The organism is Bacteroides thetaiotaomicron VPI-5482, assembly GCF_000011065.1.
GTDB lineage: Bacteria > Bacteroidota > Bacteroidia > Bacteroidales > Bacteroidaceae > Bacteroides > Bacteroides thetaiotaomicron.
In genome coordinates this window covers 2,306,354-2,325,131 of the sequence record NC_004663.1, presented here as the reverse complement: position 1 = coordinate 2,325,131, position 18,778 = coordinate 2,306,354, and the positions used below count along the sequence as shown (strand labels likewise).

The following is an 18,778-nucleotide window of genomic DNA, read 5'->3' as shown; positions in this document are numbered from 1 at the left end:
AGGTGAATGATGGCAAAAATTGCGAATAAATTAACAGATTTAGTGGGTAATACACCTCTAATGGAACTTTCCGGATATAGTGGAAAGTATGGTCTTAATCAGAATATTATCGCTAAACTGGAGGCTTTTAATCCGGCGGGAAGCGTAAAAGACAGAGTCGCTCTTTCTATGATTGAAGATGCGGAGGCCCGCGGGGCACTGAAACCCGGTGCCACCATTATCGAACCGACCAGCGGAAATACGGGAGTCGGACTGGCGATGGTAGCTACCATTAAAGGGTATCACTTGATATTGACTATGCCCGAAACGATGAGCTTGGAACGGCGAAACCTGTTGAAAGCACTGGGGGCGCAGATTGTGCTAACAGATGGCTTGGGCGGGATGGCTGCTTCTATTGCCAAGGCGCAGGAGTTGCGCGATAGTATCCCCGGATCTGTGATCCTGCAACAGTTTGAAAATCCTTCGAATGCTGCTGTCCATGAGCGGACAACAGGAGAGGAAATCTGGCGGGATACGGATGGTGAAGTGGCAGTGTTCGTTGCCGGAGTAGGAACCGGAGGTACGATTTGCGGCGTGGCACGCGCCTTAAAAAAACATAATCCGGATGTTCATATCGTTGCGGTTGAACCTGCGTCGTCTCCCATATTGGCAGGAGGTCAGGCAGCATCACACCGCATACAGGGAATCGGGGCGAATTTTATTCCGAAACTTTATGATGCTTCTGTAGTGGATGAAGTGATAGGTGTGCCCGATGACGAAGCCATTCGTGCGGGGCGAGAGCTGGCTGCGACAGAAGGTTTGCTGGCCGGAATCTCTTCGGGAGCGGCCGTATATGCAGCCCGACAGTTGGCACAGCGTCCGGAGTTCAGGAACAAAAAAATCGTTGCGTTGTTACCTGATACGGGAGAACGCTATCTGTCGACCGAGTTGTTCGCTTTTGATGCCTATCCTTTGGATTAATATTTGAATCATGATAAGAATTATTTTAATTTTATTTCTTAGCTTTCCGGTTGCCCTGTGTGCGCAGACCTATCAGCAATTATCAGAAAAGGCAATTGAATATATCGAAATGGACAGTCTTTCCAAAGCCGAAGAACTACTGCTTCAGGCTTTGAAACTGGAGCCGAAGAATGCAAAGAATGCTATGCTTTTTTCCAATCTGGGATTGGTGCAGCGTCGGTTGGGTGAATATGACAAGGCACTCGAATCTTATTCTTTTGCGCTGAACTTTGCTCCATTGGCAGTACCTATTCTGCTGGACCGAGCTGCGATTAATCTGGAAATGGGGAATACAGACCGTGCTTATACCGATTATTGTCAGGTACTTGACGAAGATAAACAGAATAAAGAAGCGCTGTTGATGCGGGCATATATCTATGTGCTCCGGAGGGATTACCCCGCGGCACGAATCGATTATAATCGCTTGTTGGAGATTGACCCGCAAAGTTATAGCGGTCGGCTTGGGCTGGCTACCTTGGAACAGAAAGAAGGAAAATTCAAGGAAGCGCTCGAAATTCTTAATAAGATGATTACGGCAACTCCCGAAGACGCGACTCTTTACATTGCCCGTGCAGATGTGGAACGGGAGATGAAGCATGAAGATCTGGCTTTGGTCGATTTGGAGGAAGCTATTCGCCTGAATCCTTCTTCGGCGGATGCCTATTTGTTGCGTGGCAATATTTATCTGACACAGAAAAAGAAAGCATTGGCAAAGATGGACTTTGAAAAAGCTATTTCGCTGGGCATACCTCCTGCTGATTTGCACGAGCAGCTGAAACAATGTAAATAAAAGACAAAACTAAAAACATATTACTACTAATTAATACCCAAACAGAAAATGAAACGTATTGTTTTTTTAGATTACGTGCGCGTGTTCGCATGTTTCCTCGTTATGGTGGTACACGCCAGTGAAAACTTTTATGGTGCTGCCGGATCTACGGACATGGCGGGACCGCAATCTTTTTTAGCCAGTGAAGCAGACCGATTGTGGGTGGCCGTGTACGATGGTTTTTCACGCATGGCAGTACCATTGTTTATGATTGTCTCTGCTTATCTGCTGGTACCGATGAAGGAGGGACAGACTTCATGGCAGTTCTACCGCCGACGCTTCACTCATATCCTGCCACCGTTTTTTATATTTATGATACTCTATAGTATCCTGCCGATGTTGTGGGGACAGATAGACAGCGAGACATCAATAAAGGATATGTCTCGAATATTCCTGAACTTCCCGACGCTTGCCGGACACCTTTGGTTCATGTATCCCCTGATAAGTCTTTACCTGTTTATACCTATTATATCTCCTTGGTTGAGTAAAGCCACTGCAAAAGAAGAACGTTTCTTCATAGGACTGTTCCTGTTATCAACGTGTATGCCGTACTTCAATCGCTGGTTTGGTGAAGTGTGGGGGCAGTGTTTTTGGAACGAATACCATATGTTGTGGTATTTCTCAGGCTATCTTGGATATCTTGTGTTGGCACACTACATACGTGTACACTTAAAATGGGATCGTTCCAAACGTTTCATTGTAGGACTCATTTCAATGGTTGCCGGGGCTGCGCTGACTATTTACTCATTCTATATACAGGCTATTCCCGGAATTACTCATTCTACCCCTGTCATAGAAATAGGATGGGCTTTCTGTACGATTAACTGTGTACTTCTTACAGCGGGTACATTCCTTCTCTTCACTTGTATAAATCGGCCGGAAGCTCCGCGTTTCGTAACAGATATGTCGAAACTTAGCTATGGTATGTACCTTATGCATATATTCTGGCTCGGGTTATGGGCGACAGTATTCAAAAATACGCTGGAACTGCCTACTGTTTCCGCCATCCCATGTATTGCAGTGACTACATTTGTCTGCTGTTATATAACGACAAAGATTATCTCATTCATACCGGGCAGTAAATGGATTATAGGCTAAATAGATCGGATGTTCTTGAATTAAACAAAAAAGGGAAGCGATTGCTTCCCTTTTTTGTTTACTCATCTTATTATATGGTCCTTCCTGGTTACGCTTGAATAAGTTACTCTTTATTAAAGGTAAATCGATGGGACGGCTCAATACATTATTATACAAACTGCTTAATCAGATTCACAAACTCTTTTCCATATTTCTTCTTCTTAAACTCTCCGATACCACTGATTTCTCCGAATGCTTCGATGGTAGTCGGCCGTGAAATACTGAGCAGATGCAACACCTTATCCGATAGAATGATATATGCCGGAAGACCATCCTGATCGGCAATCTGTTTCCGCAATCCCCGTAGTGCTTCGAATAAATCTTCGTTTTCTCCACCGGGGATACCGAAAGGAAGTTCTTTTGCGATGACCACCTTCTTCTTTTTCCCTTTTCCTGTGACGATTTCTTCCCGATGAATCACGGCAAGCATTGCTTTCGCTTTTCCAAAAAGAATGTTACTTCCGCTTGGAGTGATTTTGAGATGGTTATTTTCATTGTAGGCTATTTCGAAATAGCCTAGTTGTAGCATTTGAAGTAAATAATCCTGCCAGTCACGAGGTGGTATGTCTCTTCCTGCGCCAAACGTCTTTAATTCCTGATATCCTTTTGCCGTAACTTCTGCCGAATAACTTCCACGAAGAATATCAATTAATATCCCTGTACTTATTTGTTGTTCTGCACGAGCTATGGCGCTCAACGCTTTTTGTACGATGACTGTACCGTCAAAGCGTTGTGGAGGGTTTTTACAGACATCACAGTTGCCACAATCTTCTGTTGAGGTTTCTCCGAAATAGCTCAGCAGGATTCTTCTGCGGCAGATGTCCGCTTCTGCGTATTGCTGCATACGTTGCAACTTTTCCAGATTGATTGTCTGTTGGTTGCTTTCTGTGGCGAATTTAGTTAACAGGATCAGATCGCCCAGTGAATAGAACAATACAGTATCGCTTGGTAAGCCATCTCGTCCGGCACGCCCGATTTCCTGATAAAAACTTTCAATACTTTTAGGAAGATTATAATGAATAACCCATCGGACATTCGATTTGTCAATTCCCATACCAAAAGCAATGGTGGCGCATACTACCTGAATACGGTCATTAATGAAGTCATTCTGAGTCTCGTCCCGATGCTGCGGAGACAATCCGGCATGGTAGACACCGCATCGGATTCCCTGCTTTTGCAGCATTTGTGCTACAGTTTCCGTTTTATTACGGCTCATACAATAAATGATTCCACTTTCTTCTCTGTGGCGATGGATAAACTCCAGAATCGCTTTATTCTTCTCTTTTGCCTGAAAACCGCGTTTTACGTCCAGGCTGATGTTGGGACGGTCGAAAGAAGAAATAAACGTCCGGGGCTGTATCAGATGCAACTGTCGGATTATATCCTCACGGGTTATTTTGTCGGCTGTTGCCGTTAATGCAATAATCGGTACCTGCGGAAACTGCTGATGGAGCATTCCCATTTGTGTATATTCAGGACGGAAGTCATGCCCCCATTGGGAAATACAGTGGGCTTCGTCAATTGCGAAGAGCGAAATACTCATATCCCGCAACAGATAGTCCTTTTCCGCTATCAGCTTCTCCGGTGAAATATAAAGCAGTTTCAGGCGTCCTTCGATACAGGCACGGCGGAGATTGGCATTTTCCGTTTCGTCATTGCTGCTATTGAGTGCTCCTGCTGCGATGCCGTTGGCTTGCAATGTTTCTACCTGGTCTTTCATCAGTGAGATAAGCGGGGAGACCACTACAGCCGTTCCTTCAGAAAGCAATGCAGGTAGTTGATAACAGATCGATTTACCTCCTCCGGTGGGCATCAGTACCAGTGAATCCTGCTTGTTCAACAGGTGGCGGATGATTTCTTCCTGTAAGGGTCGGAAGCTGTCATAACCGAAATATGATTTTAGAGTTTCTTTCATCAACATTTGTTTAAACTTTGTGGCAAAGGTACGCTTTTCTTTAGCAATCTTTATCATGTCTCGATTTCTGTTTTGATTTTAATGCCCCAAGAGTTAAAGTTTCTTATTATTCACCCTTAATTCCTCTTTTTCAAGGTTTTTGATTGTTTTATTAGAAAAAAATGCACAAAATAATTGTGTGTTTAAAAAAAAAGTAAGACATTTGTAACATGTAACGTTGCGAATGAGCAATTAATAACAAATAAACAAACCCTAACCAGTTAATTCAATGAGTGATTTAGAGAACAAAAAAGCGGAGGAAGCTCCAAAGAAACGTCCCTACAATTTGAGGGAAAAGAAAGAAAAGAAGGCTGCATATCGGTCATTAATCAGACCGGAACTGGCAGACGAGTTGTATGACAAGATTCTGAACATTGTAGTAGTTCAGAAGAAGTATAAAGATCCTGACTATTCAGCTAAAGATTTGGCTAAAGAGTTGAAGACCAATACTCGCTACCTTTCTGCAGTAGTGAATTCTCGTTTTGGTATGAACTACTCTTGTTTGTTGAATGAGTACAGAGTGAAAGACGCTCTGCATTTGTTGACAGACAAGCGTTATGCCGACAAGAATGTGGAAGAAATCAGTGCAATGGTTGGCTTTGCAAATCGTCAATCTTTTTACGCTGCATTTTACAAGAACGTAGGTGAAACTCCTAACGGATATCGCAAGAAACACGCTGAAAGTAAGAAGTAATTGCGTTTTCCGATACTGACCAAAAGGAATTACCTCTGAATGAAAAGTTCGGGGATAATTCCTTTTCTTATTTAATTAATCAATATCAGTAATTATGAAAAAACATTTTATTTCGATGGCAGTTACCGCTACGATCCTTGCATCCTGCGGTGGGGCCAAAACAACAACTGCCGAGGCAGATAAATTTGATTATACAGTGGAACAATTTGCAGACTTACAAATATTGCGGTACAAGGTTCCCGAATTCGAAACCTTGACGCTGAAACAGAAAGAACTGGTTTATTACCTGACTCAGGCTGCGCTGGAAGGACGCGACATCCTGTTTGATCAGAACGGAAAGTATAACCTGAGAATCCGTCGGATGCTCGAAGCCGTTTACACCAATTATAAAGGAGACAAGTCGGCTCCCGACTTCAAAAATATGGAAGTGTACCTCAAACGGGTATGGTTCTCCAATGGTATTCATCATCATTACGGCATGGAAAAGTTTGTGCCCGGTTTCTCGCAGGACTTCTTGAAACAGGCAGTGCTCGGAACGGACGCCCAATTACTTCCGTTATCAGAAGGACAGACTGCCGAACAACTCTGTGATGAGCTCTTCCCGGTTATGTTTGATCCGGCTATCCTGGCAAAGCGTGTAAATCAGGCGGACGGTGAAGACTTGGTGCTGACTTCTGCCTGCAATTATTACGACGGAGTCACTCAGCAGGAAGCGGAAAGCTTCTACGGAGCAATGAAAGACCCAAAAGATGAAACTCCGGTTTCTTACGGACTCAACAGCCGATTAGTGAAAGAAGATGGGAAAATACAGGAAAAAGTCTGGAAGGTAGGCGGACTTTATACTCAAGCGATTGAAAAGATTGTGTACTGGTTGAAGAAAGCGGAAACTGTTGCCGAAAATGATGCACAGAAAGCTGTGATCAGCAAACTGATTCAATTTTACGAAACAGGCAGCCTGAAAGACTTCGATGAATATGCTATCCTTTGGGTGAAAGACCTTGATTCAAGAATTGACTTCGTTAATGGCTTTACAGAAAGTTACGGCGATCCGCTGGGAGTGAAAGCCAGCTGGGAATCACTGGTCAACTTCAAAGACTTGGATGCTACGCACCGCACAGAGATTATCAGCAGCAATGCGCAATGGTTCGAAGATCATTCGCCGGTTGATAAATCTTTCAAAAAGGAAAAGGTAAAAGGGGTATCTGCCAAGGTGATCACTGCCGCTATTCTTGCCGGCGACTTATATCCTGCAACTGCCATCGGTATCAATCTTCCGAACGCTAACTGGATTCGTGCCCATCACGGCTCTAAGTCAGTTACTATCGGCAATATCACAGATGCTTATAATAAAGCTGCCCACGGTAACGGATTCAATGAAGAGTTTGTCTGCAATGACGAAGAGAGACAGCGGATCGACCAATATGGCGACCTGACAGGTGAACTTCATACAGACTTACATGAATGTCTGGGACATGGTTCGGGCAAATTGCTTCCGGGAGTAGACCCTGACGCTTTGAAAGCGTATGGTTCCACTATAGAAGAAGCACGTGCCGACCTGTTCGGATTGTATTATGTGGCCGACCCGAAACTGGTGGAACTGAAACTTGTTCCGGATGCGGAGGCTTATAAAGCTGAATATTATACTTTCCTGATGAACGGTCTGATGACTCAGCTTGTACGTATCGAACCGGGAAATAATATCGAAGAAGCTCATATGCGCAACCGCCAGCTGATTGCCCGCTGGGTATTTGAGAAAGGTGCTCCTGACAAAGTGGTCGAAATGGTGAAGAAGGATGGAAAGACCTATGTTGTAGTCAATGATTATGAGAAAGTCCGTCAGTTGTTTGGTGAACTGCTGGCTGAAATCCAGCGAATCAAATCGACCGGTGATTTTGAGGGTGCCCGTACATTGGTCGAAAATTATGCCGTGAAGGTTGATCCTGCTTTGCACGCCGAAGTGTTGGCACGCTATAAGAAACTGAATCTGGCTCCTTACAAAGGTTTTATAAATCCGGTTTATGAACTGGTGACTGACAAGGATGGAAATATCACGGACGTTACCGTGTCTTATAATGAAGACTATGTAGAACAAATGTTGCGCTACAGCAAAGATTATTCTCCGTTGCCTTCCGTAAATAATTAATATTGAAAATGGATATAAAAGAACAACTGAAGGATATCAAAACACAGCTCCGTCTCTCTATGAACGGGGCTGTGTCCCAAAGTATGCGTGAGAAGGGATTGGTATACAAACTCAATTTCGGAGTCGAAATCCCCCGCATAAAGATGATTGCCGAAGGGTATGAAAAGAACCATGACCTGGCGCAGGCATTGTGGAAAGAAGACATTCGCGAATGCAAAATCATGGCAGCCATGTTGCAGCCTGTGGATACCTTTTATCCCGAAATAGCTGATATCTGGGTAGAAAGTATCCGTAACATAGAGATTGCGGAACTGACCTGTATGAATCTTTTCCAGCATTTGCCGTATGCCCCTGCTAAATCTTTTCATTGGATGGCTGATGAACAGGAATATGTGCAGACTTGCGGTTTCCTGACGGCTGCCCGTCTTTTGATGAAAAAGGGAGATATGACAGAAAGAGCCTCCGGCGAATTGCTCGATCAGGCACTTTGCGCTGTTCATTCAGAAAGCTATCATGTGCGGAATGCAGCTCTTCTGGCTATCCGTAAGTATATGCAGCATAACGAAGAACACGCTTTCCGTGTTTGCCGGATGGTTGAAGGAATGGCAGATTCCACAGTGGAAGCGGAGCAGATGCTCTATAATATGGTAAAAGAAGAAGTGGAGAATAAGTAATAGGTAATAAGTAATAGGTAATACCATGCGGGCATTCGCCGGATGGAATTTTAAGTAACTACGGTTATTACCTATTACCTATTACTTATTACTTATTTCTCAGAAATTCTTTTGCTTTCCACAAAAAAGGCTTAACTTTGTTCGCGCTAATTTTGTGCTGATGATGGAAACTCAAAATGTGAAAGATACAGTAAGGCAGATATTCACAGAATATCTCACGGCGAACGGGCATCGGAAGACTCCCGAACGTTACGCCATACTCGAAACTATCTATTCCATCGACGGACACTTCGATATCGATATGCTCTATTCACGGATGATGGATCAGGAGAATTTCCGGGTGAGCCGGGCGACTCTTTATAATACTATCATTCTGCTGATCAATGCACGGCTGATCATCAAGCATCAGTTCGGCACTTCCTCCCAATACGAAAAATCATACAATCGCGAGACGCATCATCATCAGATATGTACTCAATGTGGTAAAGTGACTGAGTTTCAGAACGAGGAATTGCAGCATGCCATCGAAAATACAAAATTAAGCCGCTTTCAACTTTCGCATTACTCCTTATATATATATGGATTGTGCAGCAAGTGCGACAGAGCTAATAAACGGAAAAAAGTCAGTAACAACAATAAAAAAGAAAAATGAAAGTAGATGTTCTATTAGGATTACAATGGGGCGACGAAGGTAAAGGCAAAGTAGTCGACGTATTAACACCTAAGTACGATGTGGTCGCTCGTTTTCAGGGCGGTCCGAATGCCGGTCATACACTTGAGTTCGAAGGACAGAAGTATGTACTTCGTTCTATTCCTTCCGGTATTTTTCAGGGAGATAAGGTAAATATTATCGGTAACGGTGTAGTGCTCGATCCGGCATTGTTCAAAGCGGAAGCTGAGGCACTCGAAGCATCGGGACACCCATTGAAAGAGCGTTTGCACATTTCTAAGAAAGCTCATCTCATCCTTCCGACACACCGCATACTGGACGCTGCTTACGAAGCAGCCAAGGGAGATGCGAAAGTAGGAACAACCGGTAAAGGCATTGGCCCTACTTATACGGATAAAGTTAGCCGTAACGGTGTTCGTGTAGGTGATATCCTTCATAATTTCGAACAGAAATACGGTGCGGCGAAAGCTCGTCACGAACAAATACTGAAGAGTCTGAACTACGAATATGACCTCACAGAACTGGAAAAAGCATGGATGGAAGGTATCGAATATCTGAAACAGTTCCATTTTGTAGACAGTGAGCATGAGGTTAACAATTATCTGAAAGACGGCAAGAGCGTTCTTTGCGAAGGTGCTCAGGGAACGATGCTTGATATCGATTTCGGTTCGTATCCGTTTGTTACTTCTTCCAATACGGTTTGTGCAGGTGCCTGCACCGGTCTGGGAGTAGCTCCGAACCGTATTGGCGAAGTGTTCGGTATCTTCAAGGCATACTGTACTCGTGTAGGTGCCGGTCCGTTCCCGACAGAACTGTTCGACGAGACTGGTGACAAGATGTGTACATTGGGACATGAATTCGGCTCTGTAACAGGACGTAAACGCCGTTGCGGATGGATTGACCTGGTAGCTCTGAAATATTCCGTTATGATAAACGGTGTTACCAAACTGATCATGATGAAGAGCGACGTGCTCGATACATTCGATACCATCAAGGCTTGTGTTGCTTATAAGGTAGATGGCGAGGAAATTGATTATTTCCCATATGATATCACTGAAGGTGTGGAGCCTGTATATGCAGAACTGCCGGGCTGGAAGACAGATATGACAAAGATGCAGAGCGAAGATGAATTCCCGGAAGAATTCAATGCTTATCTGACTTTCCTGGAAGAACAACTTGGTGTGGAAATCAAGATTGTATCTGTCGGACCGGACAGAGCCCAGACAATCGAACGTTATACTGAAGAATAAGAAATGTTATTCTATTCCTAGAATAACTTTGTTCTATAACTTAATGAGAGGCGGAGAAATGGAAATGACTCCGCCTTTTTGTTTTCTCTTTACCCCCAATATTAACTATAACGCATTATGAAAACACATTTCATCACTTTCCTATTATTAGTAGGTATGAGTCTGGGAATCTCCTCCCGGCTCCACGCACAGTCTTCTTACCAGCCTGGTGAAGAAAACCTCAAAGCCCGTGAAGAATTTCAGGATAATAAATTCGGTATTTTCCTTCATTGGGGACTGTATGCCATGCTTGCCACCGGTGAGTGGACTATGACAAATAATAATCTGAATTATAAAGAGTATGCCAAACTGGCAGGCGGTTTCTATCCCTCCAAGTTTGATGCGGATAAGTGGGTGGCTGCCATCAAAGCATCGGGAGCTAAATATATCTGTCTGACTTCCCGCCATCATGACGGCTTCTCCATGTTCGATACCCAATATTCGGACTTCAATATCGTGAAGGCAACTCCCTTTAAGCGGGATATCATCAAGGAGCTGGCAGCAGCCTGTAGCAAACAGGGAATCAAACTTCATTTCTATTATTCTCATCTTGACTGGACGCGGGAAGATTATCCTTGGGGACGTACAGGACGGGGTACAGGACGTTCGAATCCGCAAGGAGACTGGAAAAGCTATTATCAGTTCATGAACAATCAGTTGACGGAACTGCTGACTAATTATGGTCCGGTAGGAGCCATTTGGTTTGACGGATGGTGGGATCAGGATGGAAACCCCGGCTTTAACTGGGAATTGCCGGAACAATATGCCATGATCCATAAACTACAGCCGGGCTGCCTGATAGGAAATAACCATCATCAGACTCCTTTTGCCGGTGAAGACATTCAGATATTCGAACGTGACCTGCCCGGAGAAAATACCGCAGGACTTTCCGGACAAAGTGTAAGTCACCTGCCCTTGGAAACCTGCGAAACGATGAATGGTATGTGGGGATATAAGATTACGGATCAGAATTATAAATCAACGAAGACACTGATTCATTATCTGGTAAAGGCAGCCGGAAAGAATGCGAACCTGTTGATGAATATCGGCCCTCAGCCCGACGGAGAGCTTCCGGAAGTAGCCGTACAGCGGTTGAAAGAAATGGGAGAGTGGATGAATCAATATGGTGAAACGATTTATGGAACCCGTGGCGGTGCGGTTGCTCCGCATGATTGGGGAGTGACGACGCAGAAAGGAAACAAGCTGTATGTGCATATTCTGAATTTGCAGGATAAAGCCCTGTTCCTGCCTTTGGCAGATAAGAAGGTGAAGAAGGCAGTACTGTTTAAGAACGGCACACCTGTCCGATTCACTAAAAATAAAGAAGGCGTGTTGCTGGAGTTTACAGAGATACCAAAAGATATTGATTACGTTGTAGAACTTACAATTGACTAATTTTTAGCTAATTCTTCATAAAAGCATAGGGAAACTATCGTTACATACGTAGTTTCCCTTTATTTTTGGCAAACAATTTGTTTATATAGATATAGAGTAATAATTAAAATGAAAAGTATATGATGTCTTATTGGGTATTATTTATTGGTATTGCCGTAGCAAGTTGGTTGGTACAGATGAATTTGCAGAACAAATTCAAGAAGTATTCCAAAATTCCGACAGGAAACGGTATGACAGGACGCGACGTAGCTCTGAAGATGCTGCACGACAATGGAATTTACGATGTACAAGTAACTCATACACCCGGTCAGCTGACCGACCACTACAATCCTGCTAACAAAACAGTGAATCTGAGTGAAGGTGTATACGAAAGTAATAGTATCATGGCGGCTGCCGTAGCGGCACACGAATGTGGACACGCTGTTCAGCATGCACGTATGTATGCTCCGTTGAAAATGCGCAGCGCCTTGGTGCCGGTAGTGAATTTTTCGTCCTCTATCATGACTTGGGTATTGCTGGGCGGTATTCTGCTGTTCAACTCCTTCCCGCAATTATTGTGGATCGGTATCATTCTGTTTGCTACCACTACTTTGTTCAGCTTTATCACCTTGCCGGTGGAAATCAATGCAAGTAAGCGCGCGCTTGTGTGGCTGAGTTCATCCGGCATTACTAATTCATACAATCATACGCAAGCCGAAGACGCTCTTCGCTCTGCTGCATACACCTATGTAGTTGCTGCACTGGGTTCATTGGCTACGCTGATCTATTACATTATGATTGCTATGGGCAGAAGAGACTAAGAGATAAGATTAATCGTTTTGACGCCTCCATCGTTTTCAAAGACTATGGAGGCGTTCTTTTTTTATTGATGTTTTTTTTAGATATATGCAAGCGTTGCTCGGAAATTTGCAGTAAATTTGCGCAATTAAAATACTAAACAGTAATTATATCATGGCAGCAAAACCAAGTATTCCTAAAGGAACTCGTGACTTTTCGCCGGTAGAAATGGCGAAGCGTAATTATATATTCAATACGATTCGTGACGTATATCATCTGTATGGTTTCCAGCAGATAGAAACTCCGTCGATGGAGATGCTTTCTACACTGATGGGGAAATATGGCGATGAGGGTGACAAACTTCTATTTAAGATTCAGAACTCCGGAGATTATTTTTCCGGCATCACGGATGAAGAGTTATTGAGTCGTAATGCTGTTAAGCTGGCAAGCAAATTCTGTGAGAAAGGTTTGCGCTATGACTTGACAGTGCCTTTTGCCCGTTACGTGGTGATGCACCGCGATGAAATAACTTTCCCGTTCAAGCGTTATCAGATACAGCCGGTATGGCGTGCAGACCGTCCGCAGAAAGGACGTTACCGTGAGTTCTATCAATGCGACGCTGATGTTGTCGGCAGCGATTCACTGCTGAATGAAGTAGAACTGATGCAGATTGTCGATACAGTATTCAGCCGTTTCAACATCCGTGTGTGTATTAAGATCAATAACCGCAAGATTCTTTCCGGTATCGCTGAGATTATCGGTGAAGCGGATAAGATTGTAGATATCACAGTGGCTATTGACAAGCTGGATAAGATTGGTCTGGAGAACGTCAATGCGGAACTGAAAGAGAAAGGGATCAGTGATGAGGCGATTGCCAAATTGCAGCCGATCATTCTGCTGAGCGGAACCAATACTGAAAAGCTGGCTACACTAAAGAGCGTGCTGGCAGCCAGTGAGACAGGCATGAAAGGAGTCGAAGAAAGCGAATTTATTCTGGGCACATTGGAAACAATGGGCTTGAAAAATGAAATCGAACTTGACTTGACGCTGGCTCGCGGATTGAATTATTATACCGGTGCTATCTTCGAAGTGAAAGCGCTGGATGTGCAGATCGGCAGTATCACCGGTGGCGGTCGCTATGACAACCTGACAGGAGTATTCGGTATGGCCGGTGTGTCGGGAGTCGGCATTTCTTTTGGTGCAGACCGTATTTTCGATGTATTGAATCAACTGGAACTTTATCCGAAGGAAGCAGTGAACGGTACGGAATTGATGTTCGTAAACTTTGGTGATAAAGAAGCTGCTTTCTCCATGAGTATGCTGGCAAAAGTTCGTGCGGCAGGTATCCGTGCGGAAATCTTCCCGGATGCGGCAAAGATGAAGAAGCAGATGAGCTATGCCAATGCCAAGAGTGTTCCGTTCGTAGCTATCGTAGGAGAGAACGAAATGAATGAAGGCAAAGCAATGCTGAAGAATATGGAAACCGGCGAACAGAATCTTGTTTCGGTGGAAGAACTGATAGCTGCTTTGCGCAACTAAAAGCAGGGTATAGAGTAAGAATATCCGCTTTTCCGGTGAAGTACTTGACAAATGACTTTTTATGTTGTATCTTTGAGAAAAGAAAAGGCATAAATAAGATGAATGTAATAAGAAAAATAGATACATAAATATCACCTTTATACTGTTACTTATAAGTATCAGAAGAACTTGGAATGGGGCAATGATCAGATGATTATTGCCCCATTTTGTCGTTAATTATGCCTGCTACATTTCGTCTCTTACTTAAAAAGGGACGAATATCGTTTTTAATAAACTTGGGTACCGTTTATAATAAACGTGCGATAAGTTTATTATAAACAGAATCCGTGTTTATTAAAGGCCGTTTTTGTTTTTGTAAAGATATAAGGATGTGGTTTCGAATGAAAACTGACTATCGGAAACTATATAGAATGGAATGGTAATTATATGTAACAATTACTTTTGGGGATCATATTCTCGGAAGGCTTAATTCTACTTCTTAATTAAAAACTTTGGATATTAGTTTTTAGATTAGACTGAAAAGGTAAGGAGAACCGGACAGTAATTTCTATCTTTGTGCATACATTAAATCGTTAGCAAATATATGAAAAACGACAAACTCCAAAGTAGTATGAAAACAATAAAAAACACGTTTTTTCTAAGCATAGTCTGTGCCGCCAGTGTTGTTTCTTCAGTAGCTCATGAACTCGAAGCAAATGAGAAATACCCCGGGAAGTCGGTGAAGGCACAGACAAGAAAAGAGATTGTTACGTTCTTTTCTGAATCTCTTTCCGGTAAGACAACCACTTTTGACGCAGGAAAACCGTTGAAACTGTCAGAAGTAGAACACTATCGTGATGTCGTATGGCAGTTGTGGAAAGAGGCAAATGATGGTTTTAAAGAAGAAAAATTAATAGCTTTGGATACACTCTCATCCGCTTCTACCGGCTACTGGAAACTTCCTGATAGTTTGGAACCCAATGCAGTGATGCCCTATTACTGGGGAATGAAAGGGACAGATGAAATAGGAAATGAACTTCCATTATTCCTCTATCTGCATGGTTCGGGACCCAAAGAGCGGGAATGGAGTACCGGATTGAATATTTGCCGGAATTTTGATGATGCTCCTTCCGTTTACTTTATACCACAGATTCCGAACGAAGGCGAGTACTATCGTTGGTGGCAGAAAGCTAAACAGTTTGCCTGGGAGAAATTGCTGCGACAATCCTTACTCTTGGGAAAGATTGATCCCAACAGAGTGTATGTTTTTGGAATCTCGGAAGGCGGATATGGCAGTCAGCGTCTGGCCTCATTTTATGCTGATTATTGGGCTGCTGCGGGACCGATGGCAGGAGGGGAACCTTTAAAGAATGCTCCTGCGGAGAATTGTAGTAATATTGCTTTTTCTTTGCGGACAGGAGATAAGGATACTGGATTCTACCGGAATACACTGACCGGATATGTACGGGAAGCATTCGATAGTTTGGCGCATCAGCATCCCGGCTATTTCACTCACAAGATAGAACTGATTCCCGGAATGGGGCATAGTATTGATTATCGTCCGACGACTCCCTGGCTGAAGCAATATGTCCGTAATCCTTATCCCAAATATGTAAGCTGGGAGAATTTTGAAATGGACGGACTCTACCGGAAAGGATTTTATAATCTGTATGTGAAGGAAAGATCCGATGAAGAGGGGAAGTCGCGTACTTATTATGAAATGAGTATTTCGGGAAATCATATTTCATTGAAAGTCGATGATGTTGTTTATGAAGCCACGGAGAAGGATCAACGATGGGGAATAGAGATGAAGTTTGCGAAGAAATATGCGCAGGCGCATAAAGGGAAAGTGGTCATTTATCTCTGCGACGAGCTGGTCGATTTAACTGAAAAGGTGACTCTGACGGTGAATGGCAAAAAGGTTTTCGAGGGAAAAGTAAAGGCTGATTTGAAGAATATGGTTAATAGCTGTGCGGTGTTCTTCGATCCGCAACGACTTTATCCGGCAGCTATCGAGGTAGAATTAAAATAGATGAGATTGCTCAAAAAAAAGTATCCCCGGTCGTATATCCAAGAATTACTCTTGTGTACGACCGGGGATACGTATTTATCATAAATTATAAATGGCGTTCCGGATACATTTCCTTCCACCATTCCGGCTGATCCTGTAGCCAACGGGCAAACCATGCCATGATGGAATTATGCCATTTGATTCGCTTGTCATAATCGGAGATGAAATGGTTTTCTCCGTCTACGGTCACGAATTCTACAGTCTTGCCAAGTATCTTCAAAGCGTTGAAAAGCTGGATACTTTCACCGATAGGTACATTGGTATCTACCGTACCGTGTAGCAGCAGTAACGGAGTGTTTATCTTGTCGGCGTTGAACAGGGAGCCTTGTTTGGTGAACAAGTCCGGGTCCTTCCACGGGTAACTGTCGGCTGCGGCGATGGCATTGTAGGAATACCCCCAGTAACCTTCCCCCCAGTAGCTGGTCACGTCACTGATTCCGGCGTGCGACACGGCAGCGGCGAAAATATCCGTCTGCGTCTGTAAATACTGCGTCATGAATCCGCCATAAGAAGCACCGAGACATCCGATTTTCTTTTCATCCACAAACGGATGCTCTTTGCAGAATTGCTTCGTGCCTTCGATGATGTCATCTGCTGTACGTTTGCCCCACGCATTGACGTGGCGGGCGGAGAATTCCTGTCCGAAGCCAATCGTTCCGCTAGGCTGGATGACGTAGACCACATAGTCACGTGAAGCGAATAATTGTGCGCAATACGGATTACTGATTCCGCGGGTAGTCGGAGTCGTACCGCCATAGTAATATACGATCATCGGATATTTCTTGTTCGGATCGAAATTCGGAGGCAGGCACATCTTGCCAGTGATGACAGTTCCGTCGGAAGCGGTAAAGTTCCACGGCTCTGTTTTGCCTAATTCTATTTTCTCCAGAATCGGTTTCATCGGATCGGCAAGCAGGCTGGAAGTTTTTTTCTTCATGTCATAGAGATAGGCTACTCCGGCATTGTAGTCCGATTGACCGATGTAAGCTGCGATGCCCGGATTGTATTCGGACAGAGCGAAAGCGCTGGTAACATCCGTTTCAAGGTTCAGCTTCTCAAATTTTCCGTCCTTCGGAGAATAACGATAGATGTTTTTGCAATCGCCATCGTCCGTATTGAAATAGATGCACCCATCGCCATGATTCCATTGCAGAGGGCTGACTGTCGGATTAAAGTCTTTGGTAATCGGCTGTATCTTGCGGGTACTCAAATCCATAATAAAGGCTTGAGTATCGAAATCATTGGCAATAGGGTGGTTGCCACAATTCTTTCCGATGCCGCCGAACGCTTCGGGGCTGCCGGTCAGCAATAGCTGCTTGCCGTCAGGAGAGTAGCCCGCGCCTCCAACAAAGCGATCTTCATAGAAAAGGGTATCCACTTTCAACGTTTCCAAATCTACCTGATAAAGTGAGGACAGAGAGAACGGACGTTGAGTGATGTTTTCTTTGGATGTACTGTATAACATGTATTTTCCGTCCGGAGAAATATCTTGCAGATATGTGCTGTGGTTGCCATAAGTCAGGCGCTCGGAGATACCGTCGGCCAGGTTGTATTTCGCAAGGAAACTCCGTCCGCGAGAATTGGGAATACGGTCTGCAGGACTTACGATGCGGCGGAGAGGACCATCTTCTTTGACTCCTTCTTCGCGGGGATAGTAAATCAGAAAATCTTCGTTGGGCGACCATCTGAAACTCTGTTCGGGAATACTTTGCAAAATTGTTTCTTCGCGGAGTGTGGCAGGGTCGAGGGTGATTACGTCATTTCCTGTCAGGGCGGTTACTGTGTAGTATAGTTTATCACTTTTGGGCATCCAACTCATGCCGTCTCTGAGATTGGTCAGGAGTACTTTTCCGCTCTTTAGTTCCGTCAGTTCGCAATAAGTGCGTGAGCGTTTGGCGGCGTGGTTATCCCAATAACGGGTCAACAGATACTTTCCGCTGGGAGAGATGGAAACAGCGATGGCACGGTTGCCATAAACTGTATTGTCTAGAGAAAAACGCTTCTTTGCTTCCGGATCTAGATTGCAGGCAATGTCTTTGAATTTCTCGTCTTTGATCAGTTCGCATTTCAGCGTTGGTGCCGCTTTGTCATCGGAAGCAGAAAGCAGTTTGATGATTATCTCGTAATCCCGCTCCGGTTCAAGGCTGAGAGCGATGTCACGTGATGAGCCGGAGGTGATGCTGTCTTCTGCCGCATCCTTTACTTGCTTGGAGGCTCCGTCAATGAAGACTTCCCAGCGGACGGGGGAGGTGATTTTCAACTTCCCTTTCAGGAAACGTTCTGCACGAATCTGAGTCTTAACCAGATAAAGTTTATTGTCTTTATCCGCTTTCTCGAAGCTGAGATACCCGGCTGTGTCCGCAGTGAGCGACTGCATCGGCGCATCCGGCAAATGTAGTACGACCGGGGTTTGGAGTAACATCTTTTTGGTGTGTTTTTCTCCTTTAGGATTGATGCTGTCGTTCATAATGGGGGTACGAACGCTGATGGCATTCCGGACTTTGTACTGTGTCAGTCGGTCTTGTGCTTGCATAGTAACACCGGTTGCCAGAAAGATGGCCAAAGCCATAGTTCTCTTTTTCATTTGTTTATGTCTAAAGTTAATAAATATTTGATTGCGTGACTAAT

14 protein-coding genes are annotated in these 18,778 nt (G+C 44.1%); 12 read left to right on the top strand and 2 right to left on the bottom strand.

What is annotated here, in order from left to right; all coding sequences use genetic code 11:
• Nucleotides 1-9 precede the first annotated feature (9 nt).
• From cysK to BT_RS09370, 3 genes are read left to right on the top strand one after another with little or no spacing between them, the layout of a single operon-like run.
• Nucleotides 10-960 (top strand): cysteine synthase A, encoded by a 951-nt coding sequence (gene cysK, locus BT_RS09380; protein ID WP_008767706.1) that lies wholly within the window; start codon nucleotides 10-12, stop codon nucleotides 958-960.
• A 10-nt stretch (nucleotides 961-970) separates the two neighbouring features.
• Entirely contained in the window at nucleotides 971-1,789 is an 819-nt protein-coding gene (locus tag BT_RS09375) for a tetratricopeptide repeat protein (RefSeq protein ID WP_008763207.1), read from the top strand.
• Nucleotides 1,790-1,837: 48 nt separating this feature from the next.
• Nucleotides 1,838-2,926 (top strand): acyltransferase, encoded by a 1,089-nt coding sequence (locus BT_RS09370; protein WP_008767707.1) that lies wholly within the window; start codon nucleotides 1,838-1,840, stop codon nucleotides 2,924-2,926.
• A 148-nt stretch (nucleotides 2,927-3,074) separates the two neighbouring features.
• Here BT_RS09370 and recQ read toward each other — a convergent pair whose 3' ends face one another.
• Nucleotides 3,075-4,880, bottom strand: a complete 1,806-nt coding sequence (recQ, locus tag BT_RS09365) for a DNA helicase RecQ (protein ID WP_055229616.1) — start codon at nucleotides 4,878-4,880, stop codon at nucleotides 3,075-3,077.
• A 268-nt stretch (nucleotides 4,881-5,148) separates the two neighbouring features.
• On the opposite strand from recQ, the gene BT_RS09360 reads away from it, so the two are divergent.
• The 9 genes from BT_RS09360 to BT_RS09320 all read left to right on the top strand — a co-directional run bounded on the left by BT_RS09360 (nucleotide 5,149) and on the right by BT_RS09320 (nucleotide 16,111).
• Nucleotides 5,149-5,613: a helix-turn-helix domain-containing protein gene (locus tag BT_RS09360; protein ID WP_008763211.1), complete on the top strand. Its 465-nt coding sequence runs from the start codon at nucleotides 5,149-5,151 to the stop codon at nucleotides 5,611-5,613.
• Nucleotides 5,614-5,707: 94 nt separating this feature from the next.
• Nucleotides 5,708-7,756: a dipeptidyl-peptidase 3 family protein gene (locus tag BT_RS09355; RefSeq protein ID WP_032841441.1), complete on the top strand. Its 2,049-nt coding sequence runs from the start codon at nucleotides 5,708-5,710 to the stop codon at nucleotides 7,754-7,756.
• Nucleotides 7,757-7,764: 8 nt separating this feature from the next.
• On the top strand, nucleotides 7,765-8,430 hold the full coding sequence (locus BT_RS09350) for a DNA alkylation repair protein (RefSeq protein ID WP_008763213.1): 666 nt from the start codon (nucleotides 7,765-7,767) through the stop codon (nucleotides 8,428-8,430).
• Nucleotides 8,431-8,593: 163 nt separating this feature from the next.
• Nucleotides 8,594-9,082 carry a Fur family transcriptional regulator gene (locus BT_RS09345; protein WP_008767710.1) on the top strand — a complete coding sequence of 163 codons (489 nt, stop codon included), beginning with the start codon at nucleotides 8,594-8,596 and terminating at the stop codon, nucleotides 9,080-9,082.
• The gene (locus BT_RS09340) at nucleotides 9,079-10,350 is read left to right on the top strand and encodes an adenylosuccinate synthase (RefSeq protein ID WP_008763215.1); all 1,272 of its coding nucleotides are present in this window, start codon (nucleotides 9,079-9,081) and stop codon (nucleotides 10,348-10,350) included. The genes BT_RS09345 and BT_RS09340 overlap by 4 nt, the downstream gene beginning before the upstream one ends.
• A gap of 117 nt (nucleotides 10,351-10,467) precedes the next feature.
• A complete protein-coding gene (locus BT_RS09335) occupies nucleotides 10,468-11,784 on the top strand; it encodes an alpha-L-fucosidase (RefSeq protein WP_008767711.1) in 1,317 nt (438 codons plus the stop codon).
• Between the two features lie 119 nt (nucleotides 11,785-11,903).
• Nucleotides 11,904-12,584 (top strand): zinc metallopeptidase, encoded by a 681-nt coding sequence (locus tag BT_RS09330; protein ID WP_008763217.1) that lies wholly within the window; start codon nucleotides 11,904-11,906, stop codon nucleotides 12,582-12,584.
• Nucleotides 12,585-12,735: 151 nt separating this feature from the next.
• Complete coding sequence (gene hisS, locus BT_RS09325; protein ID WP_008767712.1) at nucleotides 12,736-14,100, top strand: histidine--tRNA ligase; 1,365 nt, start codon at nucleotides 12,736-12,738, stop codon at nucleotides 14,098-14,100.
• Between the two features lie 610 nt (nucleotides 14,101-14,710).
• The gene (locus BT_RS09320; RefSeq protein ID WP_072067457.1) at nucleotides 14,711-16,111 is read left to right on the top strand and encodes a hypothetical protein; all 1,401 of its coding nucleotides are present in this window, start codon (nucleotides 14,711-14,713) and stop codon (nucleotides 16,109-16,111) included.
• 85 nt (nucleotides 16,112-16,196) lie between these two features.
• On the opposite strand, the gene BT_RS09315 is transcribed toward BT_RS09320, so the two are convergent.
• Complete coding sequence (locus BT_RS09315) at nucleotides 16,197-18,734, bottom strand: S9 family peptidase (protein WP_055229518.1); 2,538 nt, start codon at nucleotides 18,732-18,734, stop codon at nucleotides 16,197-16,199.
• Nucleotides 18,735-18,778 lie beyond the last annotated feature (44 nt).

What these genes read in the sequence shown, in the direction of transcription:
- BT_RS09370 (WP_008767707.1), top strand. Translation starts at nt 1,838, where the DNA reads ATGAAACGTATTGTTTTTTTAGATTACGTGCGCGTGTTCGCATGTTTC.
- BT_RS09335 (WP_008767711.1), top strand. Translation starts at nt 10,468, where the DNA reads ATGAAAACACATTTCATCACTTTCCTATTATTAGTAGGTATGAGTCTG.
- BT_RS09320 (WP_072067457.1), top strand. Translation starts at nt 14,711, where the DNA reads ATGAAAACAATAAAAAACACGTTTTTTCTAAGCATAGTCTGTGCCGCC.
- BT_RS09345 (WP_008767710.1), top strand. Translation starts at nt 8,594, where the DNA reads ATGGAAACTCAAAATGTGAAAGATACAGTAAGGCAGATATTCACAGAA.
- BT_RS09315 (WP_055229518.1), bottom strand. Translation starts at nt 18,734, where the DNA reads ATGAAAAAGAGAACTATGGCTTTGGCCATCTTTCTGGCAACCGGTGTT.
- BT_RS09330 (WP_008763217.1), top strand. Translation starts at nt 11,904, where the DNA reads ATGATGTCTTATTGGGTATTATTTATTGGTATTGCCGTAGCAAGTTGG.
- BT_RS09350 (WP_008763213.1), top strand. Translation starts at nt 7,765, where the DNA reads ATGGATATAAAAGAACAACTGAAGGATATCAAAACACAGCTCCGTCTC.
- hisS (WP_008767712.1), top strand. Translation starts at nt 12,736, where the DNA reads ATGGCAGCAAAACCAAGTATTCCTAAAGGAACTCGTGACTTTTCGCCG.
- BT_RS09375 (WP_008763207.1), top strand. Translation starts at nt 971, where the DNA reads ATGATAAGAATTATTTTAATTTTATTTCTTAGCTTTCCGGTTGCCCTG.
- recQ (WP_055229616.1), bottom strand. Translation starts at nt 4,880, where the DNA reads ATGAAAGAAACTCTAAAATCATATTTCGGTTATGACAGCTTCCGACCC.
- BT_RS09340 (WP_008763215.1), top strand. Translation starts at nt 9,079, where the DNA reads ATGAAAGTAGATGTTCTATTAGGATTACAATGGGGCGACGAAGGTAAA.
- cysK (WP_008767706.1), top strand. Translation starts at nt 10, where the DNA reads ATGGCAAAAATTGCGAATAAATTAACAGATTTAGTGGGTAATACACCT.
- BT_RS09355 (WP_032841441.1), top strand. Translation starts at nt 5,708, where the DNA reads ATGAAAAAACATTTTATTTCGATGGCAGTTACCGCTACGATCCTTGCA.
- BT_RS09360 (WP_008763211.1), top strand. Translation starts at nt 5,149, where the DNA reads ATGAGTGATTTAGAGAACAAAAAAGCGGAGGAAGCTCCAAAGAAACGT.